This window comes from Novosphingobium sp. B-7, assembly GCF_000410615.1.
Lineage (GTDB): Bacteria > Pseudomonadota > Alphaproteobacteria > Sphingomonadales > Sphingomonadaceae > Novosphingobium > Novosphingobium capsulatum.
This window is the reverse complement of record NZ_KE148390.1, coordinates 308-16863: the sequence shown is the minus strand read 5'-3', so window position 1 is coordinate 16863 and position 16556 is coordinate 308. Positions and strand designations below refer to the sequence as shown.

Genomic DNA, 16556 nt, shown 5'->3' with positions numbered 1-16556 from the left:
AAAGTCCCCTCCATGAACAGCGTTTTGCGCAAACCCGGTCTGCTTCGTCTCCTCGCGGCGGGCCTGCTGCTTGCGGGAGCGAACGACGCGGTGCTGGCGCAGTCGGCGGTGCCGGGTGCGGCTGCGGCCGCCAATTCAACCGCGGTCGTGCGGCGCTTGCCGCTGTTCGTGGGGGGCACCACGCTGCAAAGTTGGATGCGGATCGATCCCGCGCTGTTCGACTTCCCCGGCCTTGGCACGGTCCTGACCGGAAAGGGCGGTCTTGCCGCAGGGGAAGCCGCCGCGCGCGCGCAGATCGAAAGCGGCCGGTACCAGGTCTTGCACCTTCAACCGGATCACCTAGTGGACGGCAAGGGCCAACTGGAAGCCACGCGCAACGCCGCGGATCGGCTGGCCCGGGCGGCGCAGGGGGCGGGGCTGAAGGTGGTCCTTGCAAGGCCGCTCGGCCTTGCGGCCGGCGCGTCGCGCGATGACGAGGCGTTGGCGCAGTGGATGCAGGATGCCGCCCTGGCACGCGGGTATCGCTATGCGGATTACAACCACATCGATTTCCATCCCGAGATCAAGGTGGATTCGCCGGCACGGCTCGCGCTGGTCAGCAACACCGTACGCGGCGCGCTCGACGCGGCGTTTCGCGCGGTGCCCGGGTTGAGCGACGAGGCCGTCCTTCAGCGTGAACGCGAACACCTCAACGGCCTGCCCGACGAGCCAGGCAGCGGCCCTTATCCCGCGATCCGCGCGATCGAGCCCGCCTTGCCCGGCGCCGTGCTCTACCGCCCGGCAAATCTTGCTCTTTTCGAGCAGGCCCGGCTGCCGGTGCTGATCTTCGGCAACGGCGGCTGCATGGCCGATGCCAGCAACGCGCGCCGGCTGCTGACCGAAATTGCCTCGCACGGCTATGTCGTGATCGTGCCCGGTGCCATGCTGGAGGGCCCGGGCGGCTTGCGCAACTATCCGCAAGGCGCCGTCCTGGCGCCCGATCGCCCCGGCCAAGGCGTAAGCCCGGCAGACATGACCCGCGCCCTCGATTGGGCCAGCGCCGATGCCGCCGGCAATGGCGGCTGGGCCCGCTATATCGACAAGGCACGGATCGGGGTTGCCGGTTGGTCGTGCGGCGGCTTGCTTGCGCTGAGCCTCTCGACCGATCCGCGCATCCGCGCCACGATCGTGTTCGATTCCGGGCTTTTCCCGGCGGGTGGTGCCGGCATGCCGGGCCTGGCGGTGGACAAGAGCCTGCTCGACCGGTTGCATGCGCCGATATTGTACATGTTGGGTGGCATGACCGACGTGGCCTATACCAATGGCACCGATGATTTCGCCCGGATCCGTTCGGTTCCCGCGGTGCTGGTGAGCCGCGACGTCGGGCATTCGGGCACGTTCTTCGAACCGCGCGGCGGGCTTTGGTCCATCGTTGCCCGGCACTGGCTCGATTGGCAACTCAAGGGCGAGCGTGCCGCCAGCGCGGCGTTTGTCGGCGCGGATTGTCGGCTGTGCCGCGATCCCGACTGGACCGTTCGCCGAAACCTCCGGGTGGTGGCGCCATGAAAGCCATGGCCACCCTTGCCATGGCCATGGTCATGGCGCCGACCTCCGGTGTCGCCCCGGCCCAACCGGTACCGTCCACCGACCCGGTTCCTGCCGACGTGCAGGTGCTTTCGGGCACGCTGCCTGGCGGCGGGCGGTGGCACGCGATGGTTTCCGGGCATTGGAATGGTACGTTGCTCGTCTGGGGGCGGGGGTACGAACCGCAGGCGGCGTTGCCGGATCCGGCGCCCGCCGGGTTGCGTGACACGCTGCTGGCGCGGGGATACGCGCTTTTGGCATCGGATTATGCGTCGGGCGGATGGTCGCTGGCGCAGGCCGTACCGGCGCAGCGCGCTGCCATTGCTGCCTTTGCCGCCCAGCATGGGGCCCCGCGTCGCACCATCGCCTGGGGGGCTTCGATGGGCAGCCTCGTCACCATTGCCTTGGCCGAGCAGACCCGCGGCGGACCCGATCGTATCGATGGCGCGGTGGCGCTGTGCCCGTCCATCGGCGGCGCTGTCGGCATGATGAACATGGCTCTGGATGGCGCCTTTGCCTTTCGCACCTTGCAGGCGCCGGGCGACGGCATCGTGTTGACGGGCGTTGCCGACGATGCGGCCAACAGCATGCGGGTGCGCGATGCGGTCAAGGCCGCCATGGCGACACCGCAGGGGTGGGCGCGGCTGGCGCTGGCCGGTGTGCTGGGCGGCATGCCCGGATGGACCGCGCCCGATCAGCCGGAACCGCGCGCCGACGATGCCGATGCCCAGGCTGCCAACATCGCGGCGACCTTTGCGATGGCGGTGTTCCCGCCGCGCCACGACCAGGAAACCCGCGCCGGTGGGGCGTTTTCCTGGAACACGCAGGTGTCCTATCCCCGTCAACTGGCGCTTTCGGGGCGCCGTGCATTCGTGGCCAAGCTCTACGCGCAGGCCGGCTTGAACCTCGATGCGGATCTGGCCCGCCTCGATGCGGCGCCGCGCATCCCGGCCAAGCCGGCAGCGGTGGCTTACATTATGCAGCACTACACACCCGACGCGCGCCCACGCGTGCCGGTCGTCTCGCTCCAGGCCGAGGGGGACGGCATCACGTCGCCGTCCTTGCAGCAGGCCTATGTCGACGCGGCCAGGCCTGCGATGGTCAAGGGCCTGTGGTATCGCGGTGCCGGCCATTGCCGGTTCCCGCCCGAGGCGCTGCTGGGCGCGCTGTCGACCTTGGAGGCGCGGCTCGACCGCGCGCGCTGGGTTGTGCCGAAAGGCCCGTTCGTTGCCCATCGCCCGGCACCGATGCTCCGCCCGTGCCTGCGAGGAAAACCCTGCCGATGACCAGGCCTGCTCAATCTGCGCCCACCTCCGCGACCGGCGGCATGCCGATGGAACTGCTGCTGCTGGGCTATCTCCTGTCCTATCTGCCCAGCATCATGCTGACGCGGTATCTCGCGACAACGTCGATCGTGGCCCTGGGACGTCCGCTCACCGGACTCGAACTCCTGCCCGGCTCGCTGATGCTCAACCTGGTGATGACTTATGCCTTCATCTGGCTGTCTGGCTGGCATCGGCAGGCCAACCGCCTGGCAATCGGTCGTTGGAGCGTGCCGTTTCCCCGCCGTGCGACGTTCCTTTCGGGGCTGGCGACCTCGCTGGTGCTGTTTACCGTGCCGTTGTCGCTGACGTTCAAGGGCGTCAGCATCCCGTTCATCCAGCTGATCATGCGCGGTGACATTCTGATCCTGGCCCCGCTGGTCGACGTGCTGTTCGGGCGCCGCGTGCGGTGGTGGAGCTGGCTGGCCCTGGCCATGGTTGCATTCGCCCTGGTGATCACCCTGACCGATCGGGGTGGGCTGCGGCTGCCTCCTCTCGCGGTGCTGACCGTGGTGCTTTACACGCTTGGCTATTTCCTGCGCCTGGTGGTGATGACGCGGGTGGGCAAGACCGGCGATCCACAAACGGTCAGGGCCTATTTCGTCGAAGAAAAGATCATCGCGCTGCCCATGTCACTGGTGGCCCTGGCGGCCATTTCCACGCTCGGCCTGGGTGGACAGGCCGATGAACTGGCGCGTGGGTTCATCGGCATCTGGCGCCTGGGCGTGATCTGGCCGCTGGTGGGCATGGGCGTGACGCTCACCGCCGTGTCCATCCTGTCGATTCTCATCCTGCTGGACCCGCGCGAGAATTCCTACTGCGTCCCGCTTGAGCGGGCGGCCAGCCTGATCGCGGGTGTCGTGGCGGCGCTGCTGCTCGCCTGGATCTGGGGCATGCCGGTGCCACGCCCTGCAGAATTGGCCGGTGCGGCGATCCTGATTGCCGCGATCGCCCTGCTTTCGCTCGCCCCCCGCCTTTCCGCCCGTGCCGCGCACGGCGTCATGCCTGCGCGCGCCATGGCCAGCCCTGACAAGGACCACTGAGATGACCGCAATCCCGTCGGACTTCGATCCCGAGGCGCCCGAGGATTTCGACAGCGCCCATCGCGAATATGCCCGGCTGCGCCGGGAATGTCCGGTGGCCCATACGGACGGGCTTGGAGGTTTCTGGGCGCTCAGCCGCTATGAGGATGTGCGCCGCGTTGCCAGTGATTGGGCTTCGTTCTCCACCGAAACGCAGAACGTGATCCCGAAGGTGGCGTTCACCGGCCGGCGCCCGCCATTGCACCTCGATCCGCCCGAACACACGCCTTTCCGCCAGGCGCTCAATCCCTTGCTGTCGCAGGACAAGGTGCGTCGCCTCGAAGCCGATACCCGGCGCTTTGCACGCGAAATGCTGGCGCCGATGGTGGAGCGCGGTGGTGGCGACATCTGCACCGATTTTTCCTCGTTCTTGCCGGTGCGGGTGTTCGGCCTGTGGATGCGCATGCCGCCCCACTGGCTCGATACGCTGCATGATGACGGGCGTGCTTTCGTTCTGGCCGTACATCGCAACGAGCCGGAACTGATGAAGGCCACCAGCCTGCGCCTTTACGACATGGCGCGTGATCTGGTGCGGCTGCGGCGCGAGGCGCCCGAAGACCCTGCGATCGACCCGACGAGCGCCCTGCTTGCCGCTGTCCACGGCGGGCAATCCTTGCCAGAAGACCTGCTGATCGGGGCCGTGCGCCAGGTCTTGGTGGTCGGCATCGTAGCCCCGATGGTGCTGGTCGGAAGCATGGCGGTGCACCTGGCACGCGACCAGGAATTGCAGGCGCAGTTGCGCGCAGACCCGGCGCTGGTCCCCGCCGCCGTCGAGGAATTCCTGCGGCTCTACACACCCTATCGCGGGTTTGCCCGTACCGCCGTCAACGACACGGTGGTGGGTGCGCGCGCGATCAAGGCCAACGATGCCATCGCGCTGCTCTACTGCTCCGCCAATCGCGACGAGGCGATCTTCCCCGATGGCGACCGCTTCGTGCTTGATCGCCCCAACATTGCCGAGCATCTTGCGTTTGGCCGTGGACCTCACAACTGTCCGGGGCTGCACCTGGGGCGCATGGAACTGTGCGTGGCGCTCGGCGAACTGCTGGCTGCCACGCCGGGTGGTTTTACGCTCGACGGGCCGATCACGTTGAGCCGCTGGCCAGAAATCGGGCCACTGACTGTGCCGTTGCGATTTGGATGAGAACGCTTGCATCTTTCCGGCAAATTCGGAAAGGGTGGCAACCATGGTCCGTCCTTCCACGCGCAATCCCAAACTCGATGATGTCGCCGCGCGGGCCGGAGTATCAACGGCCACGGTCAGCCGCTTCCTCAACAACCCGGACATCGTGGCCGCCGGCACTGCGGTGCGAATCCGTGCCGCGATCGAGGAAATGCAATACGTACCCAATCTTCTGGCGGGAGGATTGGCGTCGTCGCGCTCCAAGATGGTTGCGGTGCTGATCCCCCATTTGGTGGACTCGTTGTTCGACCGCACGATCGAGACCATGGTGGAGGAATTGAACGCCGGCGGCACCATGGTCATGCTAGCCTTGACCGGGACAGCGGCGGGCCGCACCGAAGCGATGATCCGGGCCGCCATGGGCCGCCAGGTGGACGCGATTGTCTCGACTGCGCCCATCAGCGCCGAAACCACGGCGCTCATACAGCATTTTCCGGGCCTCTTCGTCCAGATCTGGGATCTTCCGGCGGAACCACCGGGCATCGCGGTCGGTTTTTCCCACGTCGAGATCGGGCATAACCTTGCGCGCTTCATCTATGAACGCGGCTATCGCCGGCCGGCGCTGGTCTCGGCAGAACTGGGCCGGGCCCGCCTGCGCCGCGATGGCTTCGTACAAGGATGGGAAGCGCACAGCGACACGCCGGTCAAGGAAATCGCGGTCGACAGTCCTTCCCGCTTTGGCCACGCCAGACGTGTCTTTGCAGAATTGCGCCGGCAGCCGGAACGCCCCGATGTGGTCGTCTGTGGCTCGGACTCGCTGGCCCAGGGCATCATCGTGGAAGCCAATGCTGCAGGCCTGAAGGTTCCTGATCAGCTTGCTGTCGTCGGTTTCGGCAATGCCAGCGTTGCCAGTGACATGCGCCCGACAATCACGACCGTCGAAATCGACGGGGCGCAGATTGCGCGCGAGGTCAATGCCGCGGTGCGGAGCCATGTCTCGGGCGTGGCGCCGAAACAGCGTTCGGTGAACGTAGGATTTCGCATCATTGCCCGCGAGAGCGCTTGATTGGATACCCGTCCTGAGGGGGCAAAAGGCGGCAGGTCCCTGGTTGCGGCGCCAGCGCCTAAGCCCAACCGGCCGCGGTGCCGGCCTGCCGCCGGGCACGCGCCTTGCGTTTGGCGCGTTGGCGTGCCCACCAGAACCACAGGCCGGTGATCGCGAAGAAGGGCAGGCCAAGCTGGTGACGAACAGCACGATCTGTCCCGCCCTGCCAAAAAAAGGCGCCGCGATGAATCTCGAACATGCTCGCCAGGATCTGCCGGCCCGGCTTGCCACCCGGCTCGCCTTGCCGGGCGATCTCGCCACCACGCCACCGGCGGCGCAGGAGACGCTTGCTGCGGTGCCGGATTGGCGGGCCGCCTCGCTGTTTGCCTCACCCCGACACACCGGCAGAGCGGATCAGCCAACGCCAGGCGTCACAGCGGATGCGCTTCCGGCGGGCCTGCGCGACAGCCTCTATCCAAACGCAACAGGCAGCCAGCCATGATCGCGCTGCCCAACGCCAGCGCTATGTCGGCATGGCCAAAGGGCTGCGATGCTGCCCATCGAGCCGCAATCGATCCCCGCGATAGAGCAGCAGCGCCAGCGCCGCGACGATCAGCGTGCTCAGCCCGAGCAGGGCACCGGTGAGCGCCAGGGTGGCGTGGAATGGCAAGGCCCACACGCCCAGGCGGTTGTGCCAGTCGGCCTCGGCCAGACGCCGCGATCCGCCCAGGCGCAAGTGGAACGCATCGCGCACCACGCGCGGATGGGCGAGCACCCCGGAGACGAGCGAAGACAGCAGGGCCACGCCGGTCAGCCCGACCAGGAACCCGCCCCAGCTTCGCGGCAGATGCAGGTTCACATGCAGGTGCAGCAGGAAATCGCTCCAGCGCGCACTGAGCGGTGCAAGCGTGCCGCCGCCGGCCACGGCCCAGGTCTGGTCGGCGCGATTGCCGCGATAGGCCAGCAGCACCGCGCCGGCCCGCGCCGGGTTCTGGCTCGATCCGCCGGAGCGATAGGCGCGCTGCACGGTGAATGCGGTGGTCAGGTCCGGCGTCCAGTCCATGCTGACCCCGGCCTTGGGCAGGAAGGCGTGGAACGTGCGGGTGTTGGCGGCCATCGGCGCATTGGCATCGTCGACCAAGCCGAGCACCCCGGCGTTGACGGCGGAGACCAGCGGGGCATAGCGCGTGCCCAGGAAATCGGTGGCGGGCAGCGTGTCGGTGAAGGTCGTTTGCGTTTCCGCGGCATAGCGATTGCGCTCGCGATCGAGGCCGAAGCCGAAGCCGCCGATCAGGGTCAGGCGGTCGGCCACGCGCCAGCGCGCGTCGCCAAACAGCGCCATGGTCTCGACCCGCTCCGGCTGCGAAGCGGCATAGGCAACCGGGATGACCGGCAGCACCTGGGCATAGGCAGTGGCGATCGTGGCGGCGCTCGTCGCCCCCACGTAGGGCGTGAGCAGGTTGGTGATCGTGCCGGTGGGCGTGGGCACGTTGATCTGGCTGCGCGCGGTCAGCCCGCCGGTGCGGCGATAGTACCATGCGCCGAGCAGGGCGCTGAGCCGGTCGCCTTCGTAATTGATGCGAAGTTCCTGCGTCAGGGTCTTGAAGCGATAGAGATTGTTGATCGTCGATAGATTGGCCGCCGTGTTGTCGGAGTCGGCCACCGATTGCACGCGAAAGCGGTTCCACGACGTCGCGCTTGACAGCTTGAGGCCGTCGGCCAGCGGTACGCTCAGCCGGAACAGGGCGATGTCGCTGGCCACCCAGCCGCGATTGGGCTGGTCAGCGGTGGAGGTGCAGTTGTCATAGTAATCGGGCCCGTCGGTGCGGGCATAGTGGCAGAGATAGCCCCTTCGCGACGCACGCGGTTGTAGCTGGCCACGGCCTCCACGCCGGGCAGGGCGCTGGGCGTCCATTTCAGTTTGCCGCGAAGGTTGAGCGACTCCATCGCGTCGTCATAGCCGCCGCGCGTGACGTTGCGGATCACGCCGCGATTGGCGCGGCGCTCGGCCGATAGGCGCAGGCCGAGTTCGTCGGCGATGAGCGGGCCACCGAGCGCGGCGGAAAAGGTGCGGTCGTTGCGATCGGTCCACAGCACGCGCGCGTCGCCGGTCCAGCGATCGAGCGAGGGATCGCGCGTGGTGATGACAATGCCGCCGGCCAGCGCGTTGAGGCCCTGGATGGTCGATTGCGGCCCGCGCAGCACTTCCACCTGCTGCACGTCCCACAAGTCGGTAGGGCCGCCATAGAGCGCCTGGCGCGGGATCGGCGCGCCATCGATATAGACACTGGCGGTATCCGCCTGGCCGCCACCGCCCACGCCCGAATTGGTGATGCCGCGAATGATGAACTCGGCCGAACCATACGTGTCGCTCAGGTTCGCGGTGCGGGCATAGACATCCTGGATCGACAGCAGGGTTTCGCGGGCGATCTTTTCCGGCGTCGTAACGGCGATGCTGGTCGGCGTGTGCTGAAGCGTGCGCGTGGCCTTTTCGCCGGTCACGACGATCTCGCCCGGCGCAATCGTCCGCGGCGCCTCGGCATCTTCGGCGTGCAGGCCAGGAGAAGCGAGGAGCGCGGCGAGGGCACTTCCGGCGAGCAAGGCGTGAAATCGGGTCAAATGCGGAGCCTCCCTGTTACCGGACGGCAACTGGCTTAAACAGTAATGAGAGGCAATCGCATTAGCAGGAGGATTGGCAATTTCGTCTGTTAGGTGTGGTTTGGCATAAAATCATATAATAATATAAAATGACTATTCAGGTTTGCGCGTTCCGCGTAAAACTATCGCCATGGCGATTCCCGGTTTCCTGTCTGCTTCGGCCCCATCCGGCCCGCTTCTGTCCGCTCATGGCCGATCCGCCATGGCCGGTGGCGCGCGGCAGCCGGGCTTGCGCAACAGCCATGATCGCGTGGTCCATGGCATCGGCAGCGCGATCGTCGCCGGCGCGTTTGCGCAAGGAGGCACGCTGCCGAGCGAAGAATTGCTGCTGGAGCGCTTCGCGGTGTCTCGCACGGTGCTGCGCGAAGCGTTCAAGACGCTGGCGGCCAAGGGCCTGGTCGTGGCGCGCACGCGCGTGGGCATGCGGGTCTGTCCGCGTCAGCAGTGGAACCTGTTCGATGCCGACGTGCTGGCCTGGCACGTGGGCGAAGGCGTTGAAAGCCGCCTGCGCGAGGAACTGGCCGATTTCCGCCTGGCGATGGAGCCGGCCGCCGCCGCCCTGGCAGCGCGCCATGCCACGCCCGCGCAGATCGCGCAGATGTGCGGGCTGATCGCCGCGATGGGTGAGCCGGGCCTGTCTCGGCTGGATTTCGCAAGGGCGGACCTCGCCCTGCATAAGCTGATCGGCCAGGCTTCGGGCAATCGCCTGATGGCCGGGACCGAAGCGGTGATCGAAACGGCGCTGTTCGCCGCGTTCACCCTGAGTTCGCCGGTAGACGATGCGGCAGAGCACCAGGCCAGCCTGCGCGGCCATGCGGCCATCGTCGAAGCGATTGCCGCGCGCGACGGCGTTGCTGCCGCAGAGGCGGTGTGTGGCGTGATCCGCCACGGCCAACAAAGAATCGACGCTGTCGAACAGCGCGAAGGGGAGATCAGGAACCATGAAGGATAGTCTTTCCCGCCGGGCCATGCTGGCGGGTTCGTCGGCTGCGGCCGGCACTTTGCTGTTGCCCGGCAACGCCCTGGCCAATGGGCATGGCGCGAGCGATCCGGTCGCGCCGTTCCGCACGCCCTACAAGCTCGGTCGGCTGATCCTCGGCGGCTCGAAGGTGGCGGGCAGTTTTGACGAAAAGGCCGTCGATTGCCCGTTCGTGTTCCGCCACGAGGGCCGCTTCTACCTGACGTACGTGGGCTTTGACGGCACCGGCTACCAGACGGGCATCGCCGTGTCCGACGATCTGGTGAACTGGCAGCGGCAGGGCGTGATCCTGGCGCGCGATCCCAGCGATCCGGTCACCCGCTTCAACGTCGCCTCGGCCTCGATCCTGCGGGAAACCGAGATGCATGCGCCCGGCGAACTGATCCGGGTGAACGGCGAATATGTCTGCGCCTGGCACGCTTATCCCAGTCCGGGATACGAGGAAGGACCGGCGGTGATCGGCCTGGCGTTCAGCCGCGATCTGCGCACCTGGCGGCGCGGGCCGCCGATCCTGCGCGCGCAAGATGGCGCGGCGTGGGAGCGGGGCGGGCTCTACAAGCCCTACCTCGTCAAGCACGGCAACCAGTTCCTGCTCTATTACAACGCCAAGACCGCCGAGAAGGACTGGCACGAGCAGACCGGCGTGGCGGTGTCCACCGATCTCAAGACCTGGCGCCGCCATCCGGGCAACCCGATCCTGCGCAACGGCGCACCGCCCGCGCCGGACTCCCGCTTTGCCAGCGATCCGGTGGTGATGACGCATCAGGGGCGCTGGGCGATGTTCTACTTCGGCCTGTCGGGCACCGACTACAAGGCGCGCGACCTGCTCGCGCTGGGCCGCGATCCGTTCATGTTCCACAAGGTGGACGAAGTGCTGATCGATGTCGGCAAGCCCGGCTCGGTCGACGATGGATATGCCCACAAGCCCTCGGTGATTTTCTGGAAGGGGGACCTCTACCACTTCTACACGGCGGTCAGCGGCCCCTATCCCAATGATGTGCGGGGGATTTCGGTCTGCCGGTCGCGCCCCTGGAACTGATCGAACGGGGTGGCGGCGCAGCCCTCAAGGCAACTCCGCCACCAGCACGCCATGCCCGCCGATCTGTCCGCCCGGTGCCGTGCCGATCAGCGGCCGGGCGCCGGCCGGCAGGGCCAGGGCGCGCGCTTCATCGCCATGGTTGATCGCGATCAGCAGGGTGCGGCCCTGGCCGCGTCGCAGCCCGATTTCCACGTCCGCCGCTGTGCCCGGCAACACCGGGGTAACCCCGGCCTGGGGCACCAGGCGCGCAGCGAGGCGTGACAGCGCCTCCGGCTCCAGCCAGGCGCCGACATAGACGATCCGCCCGCGCCCGACCTGGCGGGAGACGACCGCCGCCTTGCCATCGAGCCAGCCGCCGGGCTGGCGATAGCGCGCCAGGATCTCGGTTTCCGGTGCATCGGGCACCAGCGCCTCGGCCCAGATGGCGGCCTTGCCCTCGCCCAGCGGGCCGGTGATCGCCACGGTGCCGTCCTGCACATAGAATTGCTCGACATGCGCGCCCAGCAGCGTGCCTAGCGGCCCAGGCTGGCGCGCGGGCCACAGCGCGTTGGCATCGTCCTTCTGCCCGGTGCGCGGGCCGAGTACGAGCGTGCCGCCGTTCTGCACATAGGCGGCCAGGTGCTGCGCCTGGGCAGCGGTCAAGACGTTGAGACTGGGGGCAACCACCAGCTTGTAGCGCGCCAGGTCGGCTTCGGGCGCGACCACGGCGGCGCCTTGCGCAGCGAGGCGGAACGGGCGGTAGAAGTCGGTGAACTGGCGCACCGGGTCGAAATCCTTATGCATCCGTTGCAGGTCGATCGCCCAGCGACTGTCGTAGGAAAACAGGAAGGCCATGTCTGCCACCGGCTCCGTGCCGGCCAGCGCGGCCGAGGCCTTGGCCAGTTCGCCGCCCAGTCCAGCAATTTCGGCAAAGATCGGCGCGGGCGTACCGTCTGCGGCCAGCAGCGTGCCATAGTTGGTTTCCTGGCCATTGGGCGCGGGGCGGAATTCCCAATAGAGAATGGCATCGGCGCCGTGCTGCACGGCCTGCCAGCCCATTTCGCGCACTTGGCCCGGGCGCATCGCGCGGTTGACCGGCGCCCAGTCGATCCGCCCGGCCTGGGTTTCCATCAGCCAGAAATTCTTCTGCTTGTAGCCGCGCACGAGATCGTGATCGGCACCATTGGCGATCCAGTCCGGCTCGGCATCCTGGATATAATTGTCCCAGGCGGCGATATCGAGCCCCTGGTGCAGCGCGAAATGATCGAACCCGTCGTTCCAGAACATCGTGTTGGTGGTGATGAACTGGTGCGGATTGGCCAACGCGCGGATCGCGTCGGCCTGGTTCATCGCATAGCTGGTCCAGGTGCTGGTGAGGAAATGGCGGTAATCGAGCAGCAGGCCGGGATTCTGCTGCCCACCCAGGTGCATCGGCACCTGGTCGAAACGCTGGTAGGTCTGGCTCCAATAGGCGGTGGCCCAGCGCTGGTTGAGCGTGTCGATCGTGCCATAGCGCTGCGCGAGGAACGCATGCCACAGCCGCGCGGCTTCGGCATCGAACGAGGGTAGGCCGATCTCGTTGTCGATCTGCCAGCCGATCACGGCGGCGTTGTGGCCATAGCGGCGGGCCATTTCCGTGGCGATGCGCCGGGCAAACTGGCGGTAGCGGGCGCTGGCGAACGAGAAGTGGCGGCGCCCGCCATGGCCGGCGCGGCTGCCGTCTTCGTCCACGCGCAGGATTTCGGGATAGCGCTCGCTCATCCAGATCGGGGGGGCGGCGGTGGGCGTGCCCAGCACCACGCGCATGCCGTGCCGTGCGGCAGCGGCGATCGCGCGATCGAGCCAGGCGAAATCGAACCGGCCTTCCTCCGGCTCCATCCGGCTCCAGGCGAATTCGGCGATGCGCACGGTGTTGATATGGGCCTGCTGCATCAGCGCCAGGTCGGTGTCCCAGCGCGCTTCGGGCCATTGTTCGGGATACCAGGCGGTGCCAAAGGCAATGCCCGGCGCGGCCGTCGCCTGCATCGGTGTCGGTGCCGAAGCGGCCAGGGCCGGCAGGGCCGTGGCGCTGGCCGAAAGGCAGAGGCAAAGCGCCAGGGCGCGGCTGGAAAAGCGCATCATGGAAAGTCCCCTTGCAGGCGGAAGCCGCCGATCAGTCTTGCGGGATGGGAAAGGCGGGCGCGCGCGCGGCGGCATAGCAGGCCTCGACCAGCGCCATGGTCTGCCAGGCATCGTCCACGTGCGTGGCGAGATGGGTGTCCTCGCCGCTGGCGAAGCGCTGGAGATTGCACATCGGGCCGAGGAACGCGTCGGGAAACCAGCGCCCTTGCAGCGGCACCTGCTGCCACTCGCTGCCGCGCCGCACGATCCACAGCTCGTCCGGCTCACCCACCGGATAGTCGAGCAACACGCCAAGCTTGACCAGCGCGGCGCCTTCGGTGCCTTCTAAGCGAAAGCTGGCATCCTGGAACTGGCGCGCGAAATCGTGGTGGTGGTTGATCGACAGCGTGACGCGCAAGGGCGCCGGGTAATCGAGCAGGATCGTGGTGCGGGTATCGGCCAGCGGGCTGCCGGGATAGCCGAAGCTGCGTGCAAAGACGCCGCTCGGGTTGCCGGCCAAGGCGCGGATCGTGTCGAGATAATGGATCGAGTGGGACACGATCTCCACGCGCGGATTGGGGATCAGGTGCGGAAAGAGGTGCCAAGGCGTGGCCAGGTTGAGATGCACCTCGATCTCCAGCAGCGTGCCGAGATCGCCGCGCGCCAGGCAATCGGCCAGCGCCAGCATCATCGGCGAATAGCGCAACTGGAAATTGACCGCTGCGGTCTGTCCGCGCGCATGCACCGCGTTGCGGATGGCGCGCGCGGCATCGAGATCAAGGCCCATCGGCTTTTGCAGCAGCACGCTGGCGCCGCGTGGCAATGCTTCCAGGATGGCAAGATGCGCCACCGGCGGCGCGGCCACGTCGAACACCGCATCGGCTTTTGCCGCATCGGCCAGCGTGGGGAAGACGGTGCCAATGCCGAACGCATCGGCCAGGGCGCGGGCGCGGTCCTGATCGGGATCGTAGACGCCGTAGACCGGCAGGTCGGCCTTGCGATAGGCGGGCAGATGCGCGTCGTGGGCAATGCCGCCGGTGCCGATCAGCACGACCGGACGGGGTTGGGCGGGGTGGTCCCAGGCCTGGCGCAGCGGGGCGGTCATGCCAGTGCCTCCGCCTGGCACTGGGCTTGCGCCAGCAGGTCCGCCGTGGTCTGCTCGCCGGTCACCGCCTGGCCCAGCACATCGTCGATGATGTGCGAAAAATCGGCCAGGCGCGTGGTGTGCGGCAGCGCGCGCGCGGACTGGTGCAGCCAGTCGAGGCGGTGGTAATAGGGGATGGCGGCATTGACCGCCGGATCCGCCCAAGTCGAGCGGCGCGTGCCGATGGCACCATGGGTGGTGGTCAGGCGGTCCATCTCGGGCCGGGTGCAATGGCGCAGGAAGTCCCAGGCGAGATCGCGGTGCGTGCTGCCACTGCCGATGCCCAGCACCCAGAACACGTTGAGCGATACCGTGCCACCGCCCTCGCCAGCGGGCAGCGGCGCCACGTCCACCAATCCGCGCACGGCGCTGTCGGGCGCGGTATCGGCATAGGCGGCAAAGCCGAACCAGTTGGCCATCATGGCCACATGTCCGGCGGCGAACAGCATGCCCGATTGCACGCTGTCGGTCTCGCGCGCGCCCGGCGCGATGGCCTGTGTGTCGCGCGCCAGCGTGCGCAGGAAATCGAGCGCCGCATGGGCCTGCGGCGAGGCGAAATCGGGCCGGCCGGCGGGCGTGAAAGGCTCTCCGCCGCGCGACCAGATGTGGATGCAGAAATCGTAGAACCCGTTGTGGCCATCGGGAAACAGCGCCAGCACCGTGCCGCTGACGCCGCTGGCCGGATCGTGCAGGCGGCGGGCGGCGGCGTGGTATTCCTCCCAGGTGCCGGGCACGGCCAGGTCGGCAGCGGCCAGCAGATCCTTGCGATAGACCAGGCATTCCGGGCCATCGTGATAGGGCAGGCCCCAGACGCCGCCGGCGAAGGCCTGCATGGTGGTCAGCGAAGGGCTCCAGCCGTGGGGATAGTCGCTGGCCGGCCGCTGCGCGAGCAGAGGCGCCAGATCGGCCAGTTGCCCCATGGCCTGGGCCTGCGCCAGCCAGTCGGTGCACAGAAACGCGATGTCATAGTCGCCGCGCGCCAGGCCGCCTTGCGCAATCGCCTTGTGGTGCAGCGTGTTGAGATCGAGCACGTCCAGCTCGATCCGGGCAGAAACGCCGGTGTGCCGCACGAAATCGGCGAACTGGGCGGCAATGGCGCTTTCGAATGGTGCGAATTCGCGCACCGCGATGCGCAGGACGGTTTCGGTCATCGTGTTTCCCCGCGCTTGCGGTTGCCCAGGGTGTAGATCGCGGCGGCAACGATGATCACCGCGCCTTCGATGATGCCCTGGTAGTTGGCTCCCAGGTTCAGGATGTTGAACCCGTTGGTCAGCGTAAACAGGATCAGCGCCCCGGCAACGGTCTTGATCACGCTGCCTGCTCCGCCATAGAGCGACGTGCCGCCCAGGATCGCCGCGGCGATCACGGTCAGTTCCGCGCCCTGCATGGCCGTGGGGTTGATCGCGCCCAGGCGCGAGCCGAACAGCGCCCCGGCAAAGCCCGCCGCCAGGCTGGAGAGGATGACCCCGCGGAGCCGATAGGCGCGCACGTTGATGCCCGAAAGGCGCGCCGCCTCGGCATTGCCGCCTACCGCCTGGATACGCCGGCCGAGCACGGTCCGCTCCATCACGAACCAGGCGGCGGTCGTGAACAGCAGCAGATAGACGACGGGGGCCGCCACGGTGAAGCGCGGGCCGACCAGGCCGGCCAGCGCCAGCAGCCCCAGGCCGCCCAGCGCCGGAGCAGGCGCCCGGCGTAGCGTCGCGATCGCCAGCGCCACGGCACCGAGTGCGAAGAGCGGCCAGAACAGCGGCACCCGCGCGCTTTCGAACGCCAGCATTTGCGCCAGCACCTGCGGGTCTTCGACCATCAGCGAGCGCCCGTCGGTGACCACCAGGACCAGCCCGCGCACCGCCGTAAGCGTGCCGAGCGTGACGATGAAAGCGTTGATCCCGACGAATTCGACGATCACGCCATTGAGAATGCCGATCATCGCCGCCGTGCACAGCGCGCAGAGCAGCGCGGGAACGAAGCCGATCTGCCCGGCCAGCCCGACCAGCACTGCCGCCGCCAGGGCCGCAACCGATGCCACGCTGAGATCAAACGCGCCGGTGATCAGCATGATCGTCATCGCCACGGCCATGATCCCGACGAGCGAGGCTTGATAGGCGATGTTACCCAGGTTCGCCGGCGCCAGATAGGGCGGCAGGCCGCGGCTGGCAGCGAGCGCCGCCAGAATGCCGAGCAGCGCCAGCAGCGCATAGAATACGCCGGCCTGGCGCAGGCCCAGGCTTTGCCGCCAGGGGATTGAGGCGATCATGCAGGAACTCCATCGCAAGCCGGTGCGCTGCCGCTGGCCAAAAGGGTAAGGTCGATCTCGCTGCTGGTGGCCGGGTCCACGTCGGCCACCACGGCGCCTTCGCGCAGCACCAGGATGCGGTCGCTCAGCGCCAGCAGTTCGGCGAAATCCGAAGAGACCAGCACGATCGCCAGCCCTTCGTCGGCCAGGCGCCGCACCTGTTCGAGAATGTCGACCCGCGCGCCGATGTCGATGCCGGCGGTCGGTTCGTCCAGCAGCAGGA

The 16556-nt window shown here is 67.6% G+C and carries 12 protein-coding genes and 2 pseudogenes; 8 read left to right on the top strand and 6 right to left on the bottom strand.

Annotated elements, in window-relative coordinates:
• Nucleotides 1-12: 12 nt before the first annotated feature.
• The 6 genes from H926_RS28205 (at nt 13) to H926_RS0116440 (ending at nt 6637) form a co-directional block, all read left to right on the top strand.
• Nucleotides 13-1545 carry a dienelactone hydrolase family protein gene (locus H926_RS28205; RefSeq protein WP_022677293.1) on the top strand — a complete coding sequence of 511 codons (1533 nt, stop codon included), beginning with the start codon at nt 13-15 and terminating at the stop codon, nt 1543-1545.
• 5 nt (nt 1546-1550) lie between these two features.
• Nucleotides 1551-2849: an alpha/beta hydrolase gene (locus H926_RS28200; RefSeq protein ID WP_158442002.1), complete on the top strand. Its 1299-nt coding sequence runs from the start codon at nt 1551-1553 to the stop codon at nt 2847-2849.
• Entirely contained in the window at nt 2846-3928 is a 1083-nt protein-coding gene (locus H926_RS0116455) for a hypothetical protein (RefSeq protein ID WP_237741076.1), read from the top strand. Before H926_RS28200 ends, H926_RS0116455 begins: the two co-directional genes overlap by 4 nt.
• 1 nt (nt 3929) lies before the next feature.
• Complete coding sequence (locus tag H926_RS0116450; RefSeq protein WP_022677290.1) at nt 3930-5111, top strand: cytochrome P450; 1182 nt, start codon at nt 3930-3932, stop codon at nt 5109-5111.
• A gap of 43 nt (nt 5112-5154) precedes the next feature.
• Nucleotides 5155-6156 carry a LacI family DNA-binding transcriptional regulator gene (locus tag H926_RS0116445; RefSeq protein ID WP_022677289.1) on the top strand — a complete coding sequence of 334 codons (1002 nt, stop codon included), beginning with the start codon at nt 5155-5157 and terminating at the stop codon, nt 6154-6156.
• 175 nt (nt 6157-6331) lie between these two features.
• The gene (locus H926_RS0116440) at nt 6332-6637 is read left to right on the top strand and encodes a hypothetical protein (RefSeq protein WP_148291773.1); all 306 of its coding nucleotides are present in this window, start codon (nt 6332-6334) and stop codon (nt 6635-6637) included.
• A 60-nt stretch (nt 6638-6697) separates the two neighbouring features.
• On the opposite strand, the pseudogene H926_RS32600 reads toward H926_RS0116440, so the two are convergent.
• Nucleotides 6698-8754: pseudogene (locus H926_RS32600) on the bottom strand (PepSY domain-containing protein); the annotation flags it as partial.
• A gap of 241 nt (nt 8755-8995) precedes the next feature.
• Between H926_RS32600 and H926_RS0116430 the strand changes: the two are divergent.
• Nucleotides 8996-9745, top strand: a complete 750-nt coding sequence (locus H926_RS0116430) for a FadR/GntR family transcriptional regulator (protein WP_022677287.1) — start codon at nt 8996-8998, stop codon at nt 9743-9745.
• Entirely contained in the window at nt 9735-10811 is a 1077-nt protein-coding gene (locus H926_RS0116425; protein WP_028658129.1) for a beta-galactosidase, read from the top strand. The genes H926_RS0116430 and H926_RS0116425 overlap by 11 nt, the downstream gene beginning before the upstream one ends.
• A gap of 24 nt (nt 10812-10835) precedes the next feature.
• Here the strand turns inward: H926_RS0116425 and H926_RS0116420 are convergent, their stop codons facing one another.
• The 5 genes and pseudogenes from H926_RS0116420 to H926_RS33480 all read right to left on the bottom strand — a co-directional run.
• Nucleotides 10836-12911 (bottom strand): beta-galactosidase, encoded by a 2076-nt coding sequence (locus tag H926_RS0116420; RefSeq protein ID WP_022677285.1) that lies wholly within the window; start codon nt 12909-12911, stop codon nt 10836-10838.
• 31 nt (nt 12912-12942) lie between these two features.
• Nucleotides 12943-13995 (bottom strand): Gfo/Idh/MocA family protein, encoded by a 1053-nt coding sequence (locus H926_RS0116415; protein WP_022677284.1) that lies wholly within the window; start codon nt 13993-13995, stop codon nt 12943-12945.
• The gene (locus tag H926_RS0116410) at nt 13992-15185 is read right to left on the bottom strand and encodes an extracellular solute-binding protein (protein WP_022677283.1); all 1194 of its coding nucleotides are present in this window, start codon (nt 15183-15185) and stop codon (nt 13992-13994) included. The genes H926_RS0116415 and H926_RS0116410 overlap by 4 nt, the downstream gene beginning before the upstream one ends.
• On the bottom strand, nt 15182-16294 hold the full coding sequence (locus H926_RS0116405; RefSeq protein WP_022677282.1) for an ABC transporter permease: 1113 nt from the start codon (nt 16292-16294) through the stop codon (nt 15182-15184). The genes H926_RS0116410 and H926_RS0116405 overlap by 4 nt, the downstream gene beginning before the upstream one ends.
• Nucleotides 16291-16556 (bottom strand): annotated as a pseudogene (locus H926_RS33480) (sugar ABC transporter ATP-binding protein); the annotation flags it as partial. The pseudogene H926_RS33480 and the gene H926_RS0116405, both read right to left, overlap by 4 nt.

Coding starts and splice junctions, on each gene's coding strand:
- H926_RS0116420 (WP_022677285.1), bottom strand. CDS start 12,911: ATGATGCGCTTTTCCAGCCGCGCCCTGGCGCTTTGCCTCTGCCTTTCG.
- H926_RS0116430 (WP_022677287.1), top strand. CDS start 8,996: ATGGCCGGTGGCGCGCGGCAGCCGGGCTTGCGCAACAGCCATGATCGC.
- H926_RS28205 (WP_022677293.1), top strand. CDS start 13: ATGAACAGCGTTTTGCGCAAACCCGGTCTGCTTCGTCTCCTCGCGGCG.
- H926_RS0116455 (WP_237741076.1), top strand. CDS start 2,846: ATGACCAGGCCTGCTCAATCTGCGCCCACCTCCGCGACCGGCGGCATG.
- H926_RS0116410 (WP_022677283.1), bottom strand. CDS start 15,185: ATGACCGAAACCGTCCTGCGCATCGCGGTGCGCGAATTCGCACCATTC.
- H926_RS0116425 (WP_028658129.1), top strand. CDS start 9,735: ATGAAGGATAGTCTTTCCCGCCGGGCCATGCTGGCGGGTTCGTCGGCT.
- H926_RS0116445 (WP_022677289.1), top strand. CDS start 5,155: ATGGTCCGTCCTTCCACGCGCAATCCCAAACTCGATGATGTCGCCGCG.
- H926_RS28200 (WP_158442002.1), top strand. CDS start 1,551: ATGGCCACCCTTGCCATGGCCATGGTCATGGCGCCGACCTCCGGTGTC.
- H926_RS0116450 (WP_022677290.1), top strand. CDS start 3,930: ATGACCGCAATCCCGTCGGACTTCGATCCCGAGGCGCCCGAGGATTTC.
- H926_RS0116415 (WP_022677284.1), bottom strand. CDS start 13,995: ATGACCGCCCCGCTGCGCCAGGCCTGGGACCACCCCGCCCAACCCCGT.
- H926_RS0116405 (WP_022677282.1), bottom strand. CDS start 16,294: ATGATCGCCTCAATCCCCTGGCGGCAAAGCCTGGGCCTGCGCCAGGCC.